The 15,495-nt window shown below is 72.4% G+C and carries 15 protein-coding genes and 1 riboswitch; of the genes, 2 read left to right on the top strand and 13 right to left on the bottom strand.

Translation table 11 applies throughout. The features are described from left to right. Nucleotides 1-67: 67 nt before the first annotated feature. Nucleotides 68-493: an SPW repeat protein gene (locus ACFYM0_RS09310; RefSeq protein ID WP_266910589.1), complete on the bottom strand. Its 426-nt coding sequence runs from the start codon at nucleotides 491-493 to the stop codon at nucleotides 68-70. 84 nt (nucleotides 494-577) lie between these two features. Beyond that, nucleotides 578-1,996 carry a peptidase C39 family protein gene (locus ACFYM0_RS09305; RefSeq protein ID WP_388498425.1) on the bottom strand — a complete coding sequence of 473 codons (1,419 nt, stop codon included), beginning with the start codon at nucleotides 1,994-1,996 and terminating at the stop codon, nucleotides 578-580. A 360-nt stretch (nucleotides 1,997-2,356) separates the two neighbouring features. On the opposite strand from ACFYM0_RS09305, the gene ACFYM0_RS09300 reads away from it, so the two are divergent. Next, nucleotides 2,357-3,019 carry a uridine kinase gene (locus ACFYM0_RS09300; protein ID WP_388498423.1) on the top strand — a complete coding sequence of 221 codons (663 nt, stop codon included), beginning with the start codon at nucleotides 2,357-2,359 and terminating at the stop codon, nucleotides 3,017-3,019. 401 nt (nucleotides 3,020-3,420) lie between these two features. Then, nucleotides 3,421-5,370, top strand: coding sequence for an AAA family ATPase (locus tag ACFYM0_RS09295; RefSeq protein ID WP_388498422.1), 1,950 nt, complete (start codon nucleotides 3,421-3,423; stop codon nucleotides 5,368-5,370). Nucleotides 5,371-5,399: 29 nt separating this feature from the next. On the opposite strand, the gene ACFYM0_RS09290 is transcribed toward ACFYM0_RS09295, so the two are convergent. The 11 genes from ACFYM0_RS09290 to ribD form a co-directional block, all read right to left on the bottom strand. Next, a complete protein-coding gene (locus ACFYM0_RS09290; protein ID WP_388498419.1) occupies nucleotides 5,400-5,945 on the bottom strand; it encodes a hypothetical protein in 546 nt (181 codons plus the stop codon). 95 nt (nucleotides 5,946-6,040) lie between these two features. After that, complete coding sequence (locus ACFYM0_RS09285; protein ID WP_388498417.1) at nucleotides 6,041-7,120, bottom strand: hemolysin family protein; 1,080 nt, start codon at nucleotides 7,118-7,120, stop codon at nucleotides 6,041-6,043. Further along, nucleotides 7,117-8,517, bottom strand: a complete 1,401-nt coding sequence (locus ACFYM0_RS09280) for a hemolysin family protein (RefSeq protein WP_388498415.1) — start codon at nucleotides 8,515-8,517, stop codon at nucleotides 7,117-7,119. The genes ACFYM0_RS09285 and ACFYM0_RS09280 overlap by 4 nt, the downstream gene beginning before the upstream one ends. A gap of 200 nt (nucleotides 8,518-8,717) precedes the next feature. Further along, nucleotides 8,718-9,182, bottom strand: a complete 465-nt coding sequence (locus ACFYM0_RS09275; protein WP_388498413.1) for a PH domain-containing protein — start codon at nucleotides 9,180-9,182, stop codon at nucleotides 8,718-8,720. Between the two features lie 82 nt (nucleotides 9,183-9,264). After that, nucleotides 9,265-10,113, bottom strand: a complete 849-nt coding sequence (hisG, locus tag ACFYM0_RS09270; RefSeq protein WP_250741529.1) for an ATP phosphoribosyltransferase — start codon at nucleotides 10,111-10,113, stop codon at nucleotides 9,265-9,267. Nucleotides 10,114-10,235: 122 nt separating this feature from the next. Further along, on the bottom strand, nucleotides 10,236-10,514 hold the full coding sequence (locus tag ACFYM0_RS09265) for a phosphoribosyl-ATP diphosphatase (protein WP_388498410.1): 279 nt from the start codon (nucleotides 10,512-10,514) through the stop codon (nucleotides 10,236-10,238). A 32-nt stretch (nucleotides 10,515-10,546) separates the two neighbouring features. Then, on the bottom strand, nucleotides 10,547-11,035 hold the full coding sequence (gene ribH, locus ACFYM0_RS09260; RefSeq protein ID WP_150520523.1) for a 6,7-dimethyl-8-ribityllumazine synthase: 489 nt from the start codon (nucleotides 11,033-11,035) through the stop codon (nucleotides 10,547-10,549). A gap of 92 nt (nucleotides 11,036-11,127) precedes the next feature. Continuing rightward, entirely contained in the window at nucleotides 11,128-12,429 is a 1,302-nt protein-coding gene (locus tag ACFYM0_RS09255) for a bifunctional 3,4-dihydroxy-2-butanone-4-phosphate synthase/GTP cyclohydrolase II (protein WP_388498408.1), read from the bottom strand. Beyond that, nucleotides 12,426-13,079 carry a nicotinamide mononucleotide transporter family protein gene (locus tag ACFYM0_RS09250; RefSeq protein ID WP_327251703.1) on the bottom strand — a complete coding sequence of 218 codons (654 nt, stop codon included), beginning with the start codon at nucleotides 13,077-13,079 and terminating at the stop codon, nucleotides 12,426-12,428. The genes ACFYM0_RS09255 and ACFYM0_RS09250 overlap by 4 nt, the downstream gene beginning before the upstream one ends. Continuing rightward, nucleotides 13,076-13,699 (bottom strand): riboflavin synthase, encoded by a 624-nt coding sequence (locus ACFYM0_RS09245; protein ID WP_388498406.1) that lies wholly within the window; start codon nucleotides 13,697-13,699, stop codon nucleotides 13,076-13,078. The genes ACFYM0_RS09250 and ACFYM0_RS09245 overlap by 4 nt, the downstream gene beginning before the upstream one ends. Then, nucleotides 13,700-14,857 carry a bifunctional diaminohydroxyphosphoribosylaminopyrimidine deaminase/5-amino-6-(5-phosphoribosylamino)uracil reductase RibD gene (gene ribD, locus ACFYM0_RS09240; protein ID WP_388498404.1) on the bottom strand — a complete coding sequence of 386 codons (1,158 nt, stop codon included), beginning with the start codon at nucleotides 14,855-14,857 and terminating at the stop codon, nucleotides 13,700-13,702. 151 nt (nucleotides 14,858-15,008) lie between these two features. Next, nucleotides 15,009-15,139, bottom strand: a riboswitch (FMN riboswitch). Between the last annotated feature and the right edge of the window lie 356 nt (nucleotides 15,140-15,495).

Below are 15,495 nucleotides of genomic sequence, written 5' to 3'. Positions count from 1 at the left end.
ACGGGTGGCATGTCTCACGCCCCCGGCCGCGTGGTGCGGACCGGGGGCGTGAGGGGTGCGTGCCGGATCAGGTGGTGCGGTCGCGGCCCGCCATGCCGGCCATCGCCAGTGCCAGGCACAGGGCGATGCCGCCGGCGATGACGTTGCTCCACACCGTGCGGGTGGTGCTGACGTCGCCGGAGATGACGAAGGGCGCGACGATCGTCCAGGCGGCGAGACCGACCGCCGTCCAGGCCATGGCGTGGGTGCGTTCGTAAGCGGAGCCCAGTCCGCTCATGCACAGGCAGTACGCCAGGCCCGCGATCAGGTTGTTGATCGCCAGCGAGCTGAGCCCGCTGAATCCGGCGATCCACGGCGAAGCGGCGATGTAAAGGCCCGTCATCAGGGCCAGCGCCTCGACGACCTGGGCACTCGGGGTGCTGGTGACCCGCTCGAACCGCGAGCGCATCTCAGCGAGGTCGGGGTGGTGTTCGATTCTCGGTTGGGTGGTCATGGCGGGCTGCCTCCTATGAGAAGCTCCTATTGCCCTTTTGCCCTTTATGTTCCACTTACATGCCGTTCGGGGCAATGCGAATTCTCAGAGCACGCCTACCGCCCGCAGCGCGAGGACCTGGGCCGCGTTCGGCCGGATCGGACCGTAGAGGTAGCAGATGCCTCCGGTGCCGGAGACGACCTTGCCGGCCGCGTTGTGACGCTTGGTCCGGAGCCAGTTGTTCTCGAACTGCCGACGGCGGTAGACGCGGCGCACGGCGGGGTTGTCGGCCGAGTTCGGATCGTTGGCGATCACGTCGCCGGCGGCGGTGAAGCCGATGACGGTCATCAGGTGGCCGGCCGTGCCGTAGCCCGCGCCCGTGAGCTCCTCCGCGGTGAAGGACTGGGAGGTGATCACCGGAACCCCGGCCCGGACCAGGGTCTCCAGGTCGCTGAGGGAGCCGAGGCGGGTGACCACGCCGGCGAGTTGCCGGTAGGTGGCGGCGTAGGCGGCGTTGAAGGGCCAGTTGCCGCAGCCCTTGTACGCGGCGTCGTAGGTGGAGCGGGCGGCGTGGCAGACCTGCGGGTCCGCGTAGCCCTTCTTGACCCAGGCCACTGCGGAGGCGCTGGCCCTGCGGCCCCAGAACTCGATGATCATCTGCGAGGAGGTGGGGCTGCACCAGGCCTCGCCGCCGTTGTCGTACTCGGGGTACTGGCCGGCGTGCGTCTCCTGCGAGTACCTCGGCACCTTCAGCTCGTGGGCCCCGCCGGAGGGGGCGGAGGCGGGGACGGTGAACCGGTCCGGCACGTCCGAGACCATGGCGCCGGCCAGCCACACCGTCGGGCCGCGGCTCGCACCGGGCTTGCGGTACAGGGTCAGGCGCAGCCGCCAGTCCTTGATCCGCAGACCGCCCGCGGGGGCGTCCACGGCCAGGGTGTCCGTCCAGACGGTGGACTTGCCGTCGGTCTGCCCGTCCACGGAGGTGCGGCGGATGTCGCCGTCGCCGGAGGCCCAGCGGCCCATCACGTACCAGGGGGAGGCGGTCCCGTCGGTGTAGGTGCCGCGCAGTTCCGCCTGGATCCAGGTGCCGGCCGGGGTGCGGGCGTTCCAGGAGGCGATGGCCTCGGTGGCGGGCACGGTGGAGGTGTGGACCGGGGAGGTCCAGGTCGCGTACTCCCAGGTGCTCTTCTTGGCGGTGTGCGGGTCCGTGTACTCGGTGCGGCCCGTCGGGGTCTTGATCTCCAGGCCGGGGCGGGCGCCGCCGATGGCGGTGGTGCCCTGGTGGAGGCCGGCGGTCCAGTGGGCGTACGAGTACCAGAAGCGGTTGTCGACCGTCGTGCGGGTGGCTCCGGCGGCGGCGTCCGCGGTGGCTCCGGCCGGGGAGGGCGGGGTGGCCGGGGCCTGTCCCGGGCCGCGGGGGGCGGGCTTCGGCCCGGCCGCCGAGGCGCGGCCGCCGGGGACGGTGGCCGCGGCTGCCGCCAGGGCTACCGCCAGCAGGGCTCGGCGGGGTGTGGGTGCGGTCATCGGCGTGGCCCCCAGGGGTCGGTGCGGCGGGTCGGCTCCCGCCCACCCTTCCAGTTCCCGCGTGCGGGGCCGTGAAGCCGGGGGCCGTGTCGGGGTGACGGGGGCGCGGCCCCCTCGCCCCCATCCCCTCTGCGGGTCCCCCGGCGCGGGCCCTGCGGGGCTTGTCCCCTACCCGCCCTTCCACCGTTCCCCGGGGCTGCGCCCCGGACCCCTTGCCCGGGTGCGGCGCCGGAGCACGTGTGGTCGCTGGCGGCCGCCGCGCAGCCCAACGCCACACCCGAGGCCACGTCCGAGGCCACGTCCGATGCCACGCCTTCCGGCGGCCGAGAGTGCGGGTGGCCGAGGCCATACGCTGGGTTCGTGGAGACTCAGCCATCACATCCGTCGCATCCGTCACTTCCGGCCCTCCGGCCGCTCGCGAGCGAGATCCTCGCTGTTCCCCCCTCCCTCGGACCCGTGCGGCTCGTCGGCATCGACGGGCACGCCGGGTCCGGGAAGACCACCTTCGCGGGGGCGCTCGCCGAGGCGCTGGGCGGGGTTCCCGTGTTGCGGCTGGACGATGTGGCCACGCACGAGGAGCTGTTCGGCTGGGTGGGACGGCTGCGGGCCCAGGTGCTGGAGCCGCTCGCCGCGGGGCGGGCCGCGCACTGGGCACCGTACGACTGGGTCGAGCGGCGGTTCGGGCCCGAGCGGGTGCTGGAGCCGGATGCGGTGCTGCTCGTGGAGGGGGTCGGCGCCGGACGGCGCGCCCTGCGCCCGCACCTGGCGCGGCTGCTGTGGATGGAGACCCCGCGCGTGAAGTCCTGGGGGCGCGGGCGCGACCGGGACGGGCGTGAACTTTCCGACTTCTGGGACGGATGGGAGCGCGCGGAGCTCGCGCACTTCTCGGATGATCCTTCGCGCCCCTTCGCGGACATCCTGGTGCGGCAGAGCGGTACGGGATACGAGTGGACTTCCGGGGCGGCTGGTGTGGCTGGAACCGATGCATGCGTGACTGAGGGTGACGAGTCCCCCCAGGGCTGAGGGGCTGCGGAAAGACCCTCCGCGCGGGTGCCTCCAGGCTCCTTGACCGGGGGGCCGGGACGGCCTTACGTTCTGAAGAAGCGGCCCTCACCGGCCGCCGCGGACGCGAAGCCCCCGGTTGTTCCCCCGTGATCGGGGTCTTCGTGCCGCTCCCCGGCCCCCCGTCCCGTCACGCCCGGCACACCTCCGTCGCGGCGTCGCAGGGGGCACATCCCGGCCGATTCCTCACCCTGTGTCACCGTGGACCGCCCCGATACGCACCCGGCCCGTCTTCGTCGCACCCTACGTAAGGTGCGTAACCGCAGGTACGATGCACCCCTGATTTCATCGGCGCAGCGACAACTCGTGTACGCATCGCGGGGATTGCTGGGCACCACGGGGGCACGCTTGTGGGGGATGTGATGGACTTCGCCGCGCACGGCAGCAGCGCGCACGCCCCGGCCGAACTCGCCTGGCTGCGAGGAGTGGACGCCTGCACGATGGGCGCCTACCCGCAGGCCGAGGAGGAGTTCCGGACGGCCGTACGACTCGACCCCGCGATGGCGGATGCCTGGCTGGGCCTGCACGCGCTCCGCGTCGACACCACGAACGCGTTATTGCGCATGTACGCCCACCGGGACCGCTTCGGGGAACAGCGGGCCCGCCACCGGCGGACGCTGAACTCCTGGTACTGGCTGGGCTGGTGGGTGCAGCCGGTGCTGGAGACCAGGCGGGACCTGTTGCTGGCCCACGCCTCGCACTGGCTGGACGGGCGCCACGTCCCCGAGCTGGACCAGGCGCTGGCGGCGCTGCCGCCCGTGGACGCCGACCCGCACGTCCGCTTCCTGCACGCCTGCCGGGCCTACCTGGTCAAGGACTGGGAACAGTTGGTGCGCTCCACCGAATCACTGGTCGACGATCCGCTCCTGGGGATCGAGGCGGGCCTGTTCGGCGGGATGGCCCGGGTCCGGCTGGAGATGTACGGGCAGGCGGAGCCTCTGTTGGCGGCCTCGCTGATGCGCTGCCGCAGCGAGCAGCCCCAGCGCAAGGAGCTGCGGTACTGGCTGGCGCGGGCGCACGAGGGGACCGGGCGCAGCGCGGCGGCGCTGCCGCTGTACCGGGCGGTGCACCGGGTGGACCCGGCGTTCATGGACACGGCGGCCCGGCTGACGGCCATCGAGGACAGCGAGGACGCCGACGGCTTGGCCGGGTACGCGAGCGGCGCCGGCCACGAGGCCTTCGGCGGGCACGGAGCGGCCCCGTCGGGCGGGGACTTCGCGGCGGTGGCGCTGGGCGGCGGCCCGGTCCAGGGGCTCGCGGCGGACGGGCAGCCGGATCCGGACCCGCTGACGGCGGCCGACCCGCCGGAGCCGCGGCACGGCCCGGGGGCGCCGGGGCCCGGCGCTGGACTGCCGGCCGGCGTACGGCGCAAGGCCTCGCTGCCCGCGCAGCCGGGACCGGTGGGGCTGCCGGCCGGGCCGGCGGATCCGGCGGCGCTGGCCGAGGCGCTCGCGGAGCTGGAGCGGATGGTGGGCCTGGAGCCGGTCAAACGGCAGGTGAAGGCACTCTCCGCGCAGCTGCACATGGCCGGGCTGCGGACGGGGCAGGGGCTGCCGGTGCAGCCGCCGAAACGGCACTTCGTCTTCTCCGGCCCCTCGGGCACGGGCAAGACCACGGTGGCGCGGATCCTGGGCCGGGTCTTCTACGCGCTGGGCCTGCTCGGCGGCGATCACCTCGTGGAGGCCGGGCGCGCGGACCTGGTCGGCGAGTTCCTCGGGCAGACCGCGGTGAAGGCGAACGAGCTGATCGACTCGGCGATCGGCGGGGTGCTGTTCGTGGACGAGGCGTACAGCCTCTCCAACTCCGGGTACAGCAAGGGCGACGCGTACGGCGACGAGGCCCTGCAGGTGCTGCTGAAGCGGGCGGAGGACAACCGCGACCACCTGGTGGTGATCCTGGCTGGCTATCCGGCGGGGATGGACCGGCTGCTCGCCACGAATCCGGGGCTGTCCTCGCGGTTCACCACACGGGTGGACTTCCCCAGCTACCGGCCGCTGGAACTCACCTCGATCGGCGGGGTCCTGGCGGACGCCAACGGCGACCGGTGGGACGAGGAGGCGCTGGAGGAACTGCGGAGCATCAGCGGGCACGTGGTGGAGCAGGGGTGGATCGACGAGCTGGGCAACGGACGGTTCCTGCGCACGCTGTACGAGAAGAGCTGCGCGTACCGGGACCTGCGGCTGGCCGGCTTCGCGGGTGATCCCTCGCGGGACGATCTGTCGACCCTGCGGCTTGCGGACCTGATGCAGGCGTACGGGGAGGTCCTGTCGGGCCGGGGACCCCAGGAGCGGCCGGAGCCGCCGCCGCTGTGAGGGCCTGCGGCGCCCGTACCGCGCGCCGGCTACGGCATGTCCGGCACCGGGCCGGAGCAGGCCGCGAAGGCGTTGAGGACCATGAGGGCGACGACCGCCGCGATCAGGAACCAGACCGCCGAGAGGGGCCGTCCGCCGTACCGCTCGGCCCACCGCGCGTCCGCGTCGCCGCCGCTGCCGAGTTCCCCTCGCAGCAGGGCCCGGACCCGGACCGCGAACTCCGGGTCCGCCGCCGCGCGTTCCCTCAGGACCGCTTCGAGGGCCAGGGCCGCGGCCGGTGCGAAGGGTGCGCGCTCGAAGGCGGCCACGACGCCGACCTGCTCGGCGGGCAGCCCCTCGAGGAGCACCTCGCGCAGGCGGCGCGCCACCGGGGAGGGTGCGTCGGGGTCCTCGCTCAGCAGGTCCAGCACCTTGCGGGCCGTGTCCCGGAGCTCCGGGTCCCGCAGCTCCGGGTCCCGGTGCCCGCCGGGCCCGTCAGGCCCACCGGACCCGTCGTGCCCGTCACGCCCACCGACCCCGTCGTGCTCTCCGCGCTCGCCCTGCTCGCCGTGTTCGTCCCGTTCGCCGGACCGCATGACCCCGCCCCCTCCCGCGCCGTACCGCGAGTATGGCGGCCCGGCGCGGCCGCCGGACCCGTCGTGACGGGTCCGGCGGCGGTCCGGCGACGGCGTCAGCCGGTGAGTGCCCCCTCCGAGCGGAGTTCGGGCCTGCGGGCCTGCGGCGCCGTGCGGTGCGCGGGGTCGCGGACCTCACCCACCAGGGTTTCCAGGACGTCCTCCATGGCGACCAGGCCGAGGACCCTGCCCGAGGGGTCGGCGACCTGCGCGAGGTGCGTCGCGTCGCGGCGCATCACCGTCAGGGCGTCGTCCAGCGGGAGGGTGGAGCAGACCGTGGTCATGCGGCGCCAGACCCGCTGGGGTACGGCCCGTTCCCGGTCCTCCAGGTCCAGGACGTCCTTCACGTGCAGGTAGCCCATGAAGGCACCGCTGTCGGCGCGCACGGGGAAGCGGGAGTACCCGGTGCGGACCGTGAGCTGCTCGATCTGGCGCGGGGTGACGGCCGGGCCGACCGTGACCAGCCGGTCCGGGGCGAGGAGGACGTCGGTGACCGGGCGGCTGCCCAGTTCCAGCGCGTCCTCCAGCCGCTCCTGTTCCACCGGCTCCAGAAGTCCGGCCCGCCGGGAGTCCATGAGCAGGCGGCCCAGCTGGGCGGAGGTGTAGACGGCTTCGACCTCGTCCTTGGGCTCCACCTTGAAGAGCCTCAGGATCAGCGTCGCGCAGGCGCCCAGCGCCGTGGTGACCGGTCCGCAGACCCGCGCGAAGGCGACCAGTCCGGGACTGAACCACAGGGCCGTCTTCTCGGGGGCGGCCATGGCGAGGTTCTTGGGGACCATCTCGCCGATGACCAGGTGCAGGAAGATCACCGCGGTGAGGGCCACCGCGTAGCCCAGCGGGTGGATCAGGCCTTCGGGCACGTGAGCTGCGTGGAAGACGGGCTCCAGGAGCCGGGCCACGGTGGGCTCGGCCACGGCGCCGAGGGTCAGCGAGCACATGGTGATGCCGAACTGTGCGGCGGCCATCATGCGCGGCAGGTTCTCCAGGCCGTGGAGCACCTGGCGGGCCCGCTTGGAGCCGGCCGCCAGGGGTTCGATCTGGCTGCGGCGGACGGAGACGAGGGCGAACTCGGCGCCGACGAAGAAGCCGTTGGCCAGGACCAGGAGCAGGGCGAACAGCAGTTGGAGGACGTTCACCGGCCACCCACCCGTGCCAGCTCGGCGGGGACCGGGCCGAGCCGGTCGAAGCCGCGCCCGTCGGATCCCGGTGCGCCGGGGCCCGCGGGGGCGGTGCGCACGAGGCGGACCCGCTCGGCGCGGTAGCGGCGGACCTGACGCACGGAGAGCTTCCAGCCGGGCAGTTCGGCACGGTCCCCGGGGGCGGGGATGCGGCCGAGCAGGTCGGCGACGAGCCCGGCGACGGTCTCGTACGGGCCTTCGGGGACCTCCAGGCCTATCCGGCGCAGGGTCTGCACGCGGCAGCTCCCGTCGGCCTCCCAGGAGGGGCGGCCGTCCTCGGCGGGTACGGCGGCCAGTTCGGGGCTGCCGTCCTCCGCGAGGTCGTGCTCGTCGCGGACTTCGCCGACGAGCTCCTCCACGATGTCCTCCAGGGTGACGACGCCGGCGGTGCCGCCGTACTCGTCGACGACCACGGCCATGGGCTGTTCGCTGCGCAGCCGTTCCAGCAGCGGCTGCACCGGCAGGGAGCCGGGCACCAGCATCGGGGCCACGCAGATCCCGCTGACGCTGGTGCGGGCACGCTCGGACTCGGGCACGGCGAGGGCGTCCTTGAGGTGGACGACCCCGGTGATCTCGTCGATGCGCTCGCGGTAGACGGGGAAGCGGGACAGGCCCGTGGCGCGGGTCAGGTTGAGCACGTCGGCCGCGGTGGCCGTGTGCTGGAGGGCGCTGACCTTGACCCGGGGGGTCATGACCAGCTGCGCCGTGAGCTCGCCCAGGGAGAGGGTCCGTACGAAGAGGTCGGCGGTGTCCTGTTCCAGGGCGCCGGCCTGGGCCGAATGGCGGACCAGGGAGACCAGTTCGCCGGGGGTGCGGGCGGAGTCCATCTCGTCGGTGGGCTCCACGCCGAGCGCCCGGACGAGCCGGTTGGCGACGGCGTTGAGGCCCGCGATGACCGGCCGGAAGACCCGGGAGAAGACGTGCTGCGGGCCGGCCACGAAACGGGCCACCTGCAGCGGCCGCGAGACGGCCCAGTTCTTCGGGACGAGCTCGCCGACGACCATCTGGACGGCGGAGGCGAGCAGCATGCCGATGACGACGGCCACGCCGGGTACGGCGCCCTTGGGGAGGCCGGTCGCTTCGAGCGGCCCGGCCAGCAGTGCGGCGAGGGCGGGCTCGGCGAGCATGCCGACCACGAGGGAGGTGATGGTGATGCCGAGCTGGGTGCCGGAGAGCTGGAAGGACAGCTCCCGCAGGGCTGCGACGACCGTGCGGGCACGGCGGTCGCCCTCGGCCGCGGCGCGTTCGGCCTCGGGTCTCTCGACGGTGACGAGCCCGAATTCGGCTGCCACGAAGAAACCGTTGGCGAGGATCAGGGCGAATGCCGCCACGAGCAGGAGTAGCGGGATGGTCATGCCGCCGCCTCCGTGGGGAGGGCGGCGCGTGTACTACCGGACGATCCGTCCATTGCTGGAGGGAGTCACTCCTCGAGTTGCAGGTGCCCACGGGCCTCGGGGTCCCGGGGCCGGTGGGAGGGCGCACGGTCGCGCCCCCACACCAGGTTAGTCATTGAGATCGCCGCCGCAATGGGACGCAGCGACGAGGTCGGCCGGGCTCAGTCGTTCTTTGAACCGGTTCCGTGGGCTTCGGCCAGGGCGCGCAGGGCGCGGGCGTCGCCGATCGCCTGGGCCTTGGCGACCCCGGGCTGGATGCCGAGGGCGGGCAGGCTGGTGCCGTCGCTCAGGTCGAGGAACACCCAGGCGTCGCCGGGGCGGAGGTTGACGCGCAGGATCTGCGCCCACTCCAGGCGGCGGGTGGTGGTGAGGTTGACGACCGTGACCCCGGTCTCGTCGGCGACCACCTTGGGGCGGCTGAGCAGGACGAGGACGGAGGAGAGCAGGGCCGCGGTGAAGACGAAGGCGATCCGCTCACCCGGGTGCAGGGTTTCGAGGATCAGCGCGATCGAGGTGATCGTGACGAACATGGCGGCGCCCACGCCCAGCAGGACGGCCCGGGTGCGGGTCGGCCGGAAGGTGACCGGCAGGGCGGGCGGTGCGGGCTGGGCGGTGGCGTCGGCCATGTTCGTCAGGTGCCTTCGGGTGGTGCCGGATGGTGAGCCGGAGGGTGAGGGGATGCCGCGCGGCGAAGCGCCGGCGGACCCGTCAGAGGCGGCAGGCGTGGATCGAGGTGGTGAGGATCGCGCGCGCGCCGAGCTCGTACAGGTCGTCCATGATCCGCTGGGCCTCCTTGGCGGGGACCATGGCGCGGACGGCGACCCAGCCCTCGTTGTGCAGCGGGGAGACGGTCGGCGACTCCAGACCCGGGGTGAGGGCGACCGCGCGCTCCAGGTGCTCGGCGCGGCAGTCGTAGTCCATCATCACGTAGCTGCGGGCGACCAGGACGCCCTGGAGGCGGCGCAGGAACTGCTGGGCCCGGGGGTCCTCGGGGTCGGTGCCGTTGCCGCGGATGACGACGGCCTCGGAGGTCATGATCGGCTCGCCGATGACCTCCAGTCCGGCGTTGCGCAGGCTGGTGCCGGTTTCGACGACGTCGGCGATGATCTGGGCGACGCCGAGCTGGATGGCGGTCTCGACCGCGCCGTCGAGGTGGACGACGGAGGCCTCGATGCCCTTGTCGGCGAGGTGCTTCGCGACGATTCCCTCGTACGAGGTCGCGATGGTCATCCCGTGGAAGTCCTCGGGGCCCTTCGCGGTGCCGGGGATGGTGGCGTAGCGGAAGGTGGAGCGGCCGAAGTTCAGCGGCAGGATCTCCTCGGCACTGGCGCCGGAGTCGAGCAGCAGGTCGCGGCCGGTGATGCCGATGTCGAGCTTGCCGGAGGACACGTAGATCGCGATGTCCTTGGGGCGGAGGTAGAAGAACTCCACCTCGTTCTCGGGGTCGACGACCACGAGCTCCTTGGACTCCTTGCGCATCCGGTAGCCGGCCTCATGGAGCATCGCCGACGCCGGTCCGGAGAGTGAACCCTTGTTGGGGACGGCGATGCGCAGCATGGGGCTTCCTTTGGTGCGTAGGTGCGAAAGGGTGTGCTGGTACGTGTGCTGGACGCGCGGACGCCCCGGCAGCCTGTGCCGGGGCCCGCGCGGACGTGCCGCGGCCTGAGAACCGCCGCGGCCTAGAGGTGCGCGTAGACGTCTTCGAGGGAGATCCCGCGCGCCACCATCATCACCTGGACGTGGTAGAGCAGCTGGGAGATCTCCTCCGCGGCGGCTTCCTTGCCCTCGTATTCGGCGGCCATCCAGACTTCGGCGGCCTCCTCGACGACCTTCTTGCCGATGGCATGGACGCCCTTGCCGACCAGCTCGGCGGTACGGGAGGTGCCGGGGTCACCGTTGGCCTTGAGCTGGAGCTCGGTGAAGAGCTCTTCGAAGCTCTTGGGGGTTTTGTTCGCCATGATGGTCCTCAGAATACGGGGTCCGCGGCTGCCTACTGGCGCCAGGGTTCGCTGACGGTCCGCAGGGTCATGGCGGTGGAGACGGCGGCGGTGACCGCTTCGTGCCCCTTGTCCTCGTTCGACCCCTCGAGCCCGGCGCGGTCCAGCGCCTGCTCGTCGTTGTCGCAGGTCAGTACGCCGAAGCCGACGGGGACTCCGGTGTCGATCGACACCTGCACCAGGCCCTGGGTGACGCCCTGGCAGACGTAGTCGAAGTGCGGGGTGCCGCCGCGGATGACCACGCCGAGGGCGACGATGGCATCGTAACCGCGACCGGCGAGTACCTTCGCCACGACCGGGAGCTCGAAGCTGCCCGGGACGCGCAGCAGGGTGGGCTCGTCGATCCCCAGCTCGTGCAGGGCCCGCAGGGCGCCGTCCACCAGGCCGTCCATGACCTTCTCGTGCCACTGGGCCGCGATCACTGCGACGCGCAGGTCTCCGCAGTTCTTCACGCTCAGTTCGGGTGCGCCCTTGCCGCTCACAGCTCTGCTCCTCGTTGCGTTCGTATGGTGTTACTGCGTGTGGTGTTACTGCGTGTGGTGTTGCCTGGGAGTGGTTGTTGCTCGGGGTGGTGTTACTGGTTGCCGCAGGCGGACGTGGTCACGGCCCCGTCCAGCCAGGGCAGGTCGTGCCCCATCCGGTCCCGCTTGGTGCGCAGGTAGCGAAGGTTGTGCTCCCCCGCCTCCATGGGCATCGGCTCCCGGTCGGAAACCTTGATGCCGTGGCTGATGAGGGCCGCCGACTTCTCGGGGTTGTTGGTCAGCAGCCGGACGCTGTGGACGCCGAGGTCGGCGAGCATCTGCGCGCCGGCCCCGTAATCGCGGGCGTCGGCGGGCAGGCCCAGCTCCAGGTTGGCGTCGAGGGTGTCGCGGCCGCGCTCCTGGAGCTCGTACGCGCGCAGCTTCGACAGCAGGCCGATGCCGCGGCCCTCGTGACCGCGCAGGTAGACGATCACACCGCGGCCGGCCGCCTGGACCCGCTCCATGGCGGTGTGCAGCTGGGGGCCGCAGTCGCAGCGCTGCGACTGGAAGATGTCCCCGGTCAGGCACTCGGAGTGCATCCGGACCAGGACGTCCTCGCCGTCGCCGATCTCTCCGTGGACGAGGGCGACGTGCTCGACGCCGTCGACGGTGGAGCGGAACCCGTAGGCGGTGAAGTGGCCGAAGGAGGTCGGCAGGCTGACCTGGGCCTCGCGGCGCACGGTCGGCTCGGCGGAGCGCCGGTAGGCGATCAGGTCCTCGATGGAGATGATCGTCAGGCCGTGCTTGCGGGCGAAGGGGATCAGCTCGGGCAGCCGCAGCATCACCCCGTCCTCGCCGGCGATCTCCACGATGGCGCCGGCCGGGCGCAGGCCCGCGAGGCGGGCGAGGTCGACGGCGGCCTCGGTGTGGCCGTTGCGGACCAGGACGCCGCCGGGCTTGGCGCGCAGCGGGAAGACGTGCCCGGGGCGGACGAAGTCCTCGGGGCCCGAGACCCCGTCGGCCAGCAGCCGCAGGGTGGTGGCGCGGTCGGCCGCCGAGATGCCGGTGGTGACGCCGTGGGCGCCGCTCGCGTCGACGGAGACCGTGAAGGCGGTCTGCATCGACTCGGTGTTGTGCTGGACCATCTGCGGGAGTTCGAGCCGCTCCAGCTCGTCGCCCTCCAGGGGGGCGCAGATCAGGCCGCGGCACTCGCTCATCATGAACGCGATGATCTCCGGGGTGGCCTTCTCGGCCGCGATGACGAGGTCGCCCTCGTTCTCGCGGTCCTCGTCGTCGACGACGACCACCGGGCGGCCGGCCGCGATGTCGCGGATGGCCTGCTCGACGGGGTCGAGCCGGAACGTCTCCAGCTCGACGTCGGGCACGGGCTTCAGGACGGGGTTCGAGGGGGTCATGCCGTTGCTCCTTCCAGAGCCGGGGCGGTGGTGGTGCGCGAGCGCTGGTACCAGTCGTAGGCGCCCCAGACGACGAGGGCGAAGTACACGACGTAGACGAGGCCGGAGAAGGCCAGTCCGCTGTTGAAGGCGAGGGGGACGCCGACCAGGTCGACGAGGAGCCAGGCGAACCAGAACTCGACCAGGCCGCGGGCCTGGGCGACCATCGCGACGATGGTGCCGACGAAGATGTAGGCGTCGGCCCACGGGCTCCACGACAGGCTCGGGTAGAGGGTGAACAGTCCGCCGACGGCCAGGGTCCCGGCGGCCGCACCGGCCAGCAGGAGACCGCGCTCCTTCCAGGAGGCGGTGCGGACGGCGATGGAGCCGTCCTGGGCGTCCTGCTTGCCGCGCTGCCAGGCGCGCCAGCCCCACACGGCCACGCCGATGACGAGGAGCTGCTTGCCGACCCCGCCGGAGAGGTGGGCGGAGGCGTAGGCGCCGACGAGGATCAGGCCGGAGAGGAGCTGGGCGGGCCAGGTCCATATGGAGCGCCGCCAGCCGAGCGCGAGGGCGCCCAGGCCGATCAGGTTTCCGATCATGTCGGACCAGATGACCTTCTGGTCGAAGATCTCGAAGGCCTCGGTGTTGAGCCAGGTCAGGGCGCTCACTGGGACTCCCCCGTACGGTGCAGCGGGTCGACCCCGGCGGCCAGCAGCCGCTCCACGTACTTGGCCAGCACGTCCACCTCGAGGTTGACCGGGTCGCCGGGCTTCTTGATGCCCAGTGTGGTCAGCGCGAGGGTGGTGGGAATGAGGCTGATGGTGAACCAGTCGGCAGCGGCCTCGACCACGGTGAGGCTGACGCCGTCGACCGTGATGGAGCCCTTCTCCACGACGTAGCGGGAGAGGTTCTCCGGAAGGGCGACCTTGACGATCTCCCAGTGCTCGGAGGGAGTCCGCGAGATGATCTCGCCGGTTCCGTCCACGTGCCCCTGGACCAGGTGGCCGCCGAGCCGTCCGCCGAGCTCCATCGGGCGCTCCAGGTTGACCCGGGAGCCCCGGGCGAGGGCGCCGAGGCTGGAGCGGTTCAGGGTCTCCTGCATGACGTCGGCGGTGAACTCGCCGTCACCGGTCTCCACGACCGTCAGGCAGACGCCGTTCACGGCGATGGAGTCCCCGTGCTTGGCGTCCTCGGTGACGACCGGGCCGCGCAGGCGGAAGCGGGAGGCTTCGGCGAGCTCCTCGACGGCGACGACTTCGCCCAGTTCTTCGACGATTCCGGTGAACACTCAGTGCTCCTTGAGGGCTGTGGGGGCGGAGGGGGCCGACGCGGGGACGGCGGTGACGCGGATGTCCGTGCCGATGCGGACGGTTTCGGTGATGCGGAGCCGGAGCGCATCGGCGAGGGTGCCGATGCCGGCGTCGGCGAGGACGGCGGGGCCCGCGCCGAGGAAGACGGGGGCGAGGTAGCCGATGACCTTGTCGACGGCCCCGGCGGCGACGAAGGCGCCGGCCAGGGTGGGGCCGCCTTCGAGGAGGACGGAGCGGATGCCGCGCCCGTGCAGCTCGCGCAGCAGGGCGTCCACGGAGATCCCGTACTTGTCGTACGGGAGCCGGGCCAGCTCCACTCCGGCGAGGTGGCGGGTGTCGGCATCCTCGGCGACGGCGATCAGGGTGGGAGCGGCCTCGTCCAGCACCCGGGCGGTGGGCCGGATGGTGGCGTGGGTGTCCAGGACCACGCGCAGCGGCTGGTCGGCGGCGGTGAAGCCGTCGATGCCGCGTACCGCGAGGTGCGGGTCGTCGGCGCGCAGGGTGCCCGAGCCCACGACCACGGCGTCGGACTCGGCGCGCAGCCGGTGGACGTCGGCTCGGGACTCCGGGGAGCTGATCCAGCGGCTGGTGCCGTCGGCGGCCGCGATGCGGCCGTCGAGGGTCGCCGCGTACTTCCACAGGATGTACGGACGGCCCAGGCGTACGGAGGTCAGCCAGGCGGCGTTGCCCGCCTCGGCCTCCTCGGCGAGCAGTCCGGAACAGGTGTCGATCCCGGCGGCGCGCAGGGTGGCTCCGCCACCGCTGGCCTGCGGGTTCGGGTCGGAGACCGCGTAGACCACGCGGGTGATCCCGGCCGCGATCAGGGCCTGCGCGCAGGGTCCCGTACGGCCGGTGTGGTTGCAGGGTTCGAGGGTGACGTAGGCGGTGCCGCCGCGGGCCGCCCGGCCCGCCGCGCTCAGGGCGTGGATCTCGGCGTGCGGGCCGCCGGCCCGCTCGTGCCAGCCTTCGCCCACGACGGCGCCCGAGGCGTCGGTGATCACGCAGCCGACGACCGGGTTGGGGCTGGTGGAGCCGAGTCCGCGGGCGGCGAGCTCGATGGCTCGGCGCATGGCGCGGGTGCCCGCGTCGGGTGCTGCGTGCGCGGCGTGTGTCGCCACCGGGTCCTCCTGCCTCATCGGGCACGGACTCCGGGGCCTGTCGGGATACGACAGATGAAGCGGGTAGCACACGCGGGGACGCCGAGGCCGGAAACACGGTCCGTTCGACGGCACGTCCCGAAGGATGTGCCGGTGGACCGCCGACGGCGGCGTACCGGTGACTGGCCCGCCGCGCACTGCCTCCCATCCGGACTTTAACCGTCGGTCCAGGAATTTCACCTGGTCAACCGGCCGCTGGCTGCGGACGGGTCGCGGACTATAACCGCCGGTTCGGAATTACACCGACCCCGGAGTGCGCTGCTACTGGTACTGAAGCCAGTGTGCCACGGGTGATCGGCGGCCATGCGGGTGAGTCAATGTGGCCTGGGTCACACATGGTCATTCCCGAGCGCATTCATAGCGCCATTCGACCGACCCCGCCCCCGGCCCGCGCGCCGGCGACCCCTCCGCCCGCAGCCCCGTCCGCACCGGTGCGGGCACCCGCGCCGGGCCTTGCCGGATGACGCACTTTGGTCCAGACCTATTGACGGGTTGGTCTAGTCCTCTTAACGTTCCCTTCATCTTCCCCGGGAGACAGCCCGTCAGATGTGCGCACGTCACGGGCCAACACGCACCACGTTTCAGCCTGTTGTGTCCTGCCATCCTCCCCTCCCCAG

The sequence above is a fragment of the Streptomyces sp. NPDC006487 genome, from assembly GCF_042870555.1.
In the GTDB taxonomy this organism is placed as follows: domain Bacteria; phylum Actinomycetota; class Actinomycetes; order Streptomycetales; family Streptomycetaceae; genus Streptomyces.
Note: the sequence above shows the minus strand (reverse complement) of the source record. Positions and strands in the feature narration are given on the sequence as shown.

Excerpts from the sequence above, each read along its gene's own strand:
- ACFYM0_RS09310 (WP_266910589.1), bottom strand. The coding sequence starts at position 493 with ATGACCACCCAACCGAGAATCGAACACCACCCCGACCTCGCTGAGATG.
- ACFYM0_RS09305 (WP_388498425.1), bottom strand. The coding sequence starts at position 1,996 with ATGACCGCACCCACACCCCGCCGAGCCCTGCTGGCGGTAGCCCTGGCG.
- ACFYM0_RS09295 (WP_388498422.1), top strand. The coding sequence starts at position 3,421 with ATGGACTTCGCCGCGCACGGCAGCAGCGCGCACGCCCCGGCCGAACTC.
- ACFYM0_RS09290 (WP_388498419.1), bottom strand. The coding sequence starts at position 5,945 with ATGCGGTCCGGCGAACGGGACGAACACGGCGAGCAGGGCGAGCGCGGA.
- ACFYM0_RS09280 (WP_388498415.1), bottom strand. The coding sequence starts at position 8,517 with ATGACCATCCCGCTACTCCTGCTCGTGGCGGCATTCGCCCTGATCCTC.
- ACFYM0_RS09275 (WP_388498413.1), bottom strand. The coding sequence starts at position 9,182 with ATGGCCGACGCCACCGCCCAGCCCGCACCGCCCGCCCTGCCGGTCACC.
- hisG (WP_250741529.1), bottom strand. The coding sequence starts at position 10,113 with ATGCTGCGCATCGCCGTCCCCAACAAGGGTTCACTCTCCGGACCGGCG.
- ACFYM0_RS09265 (WP_388498410.1), bottom strand. The coding sequence starts at position 10,514 with ATGGCGAACAAAACCCCCAAGAGCTTCGAAGAGCTCTTCACCGAGCTC.
- ACFYM0_RS09255 (WP_388498408.1), bottom strand. The coding sequence starts at position 12,429 with ATGACCCCCTCGAACCCCGTCCTGAAGCCCGTGCCCGACGTCGAGCTG.
- ribD (WP_388498404.1), bottom strand. The coding sequence starts at position 14,857 with ATGAGGCAGGAGGACCCGGTGGCGACACACGCCGCGCACGCAGCACCC.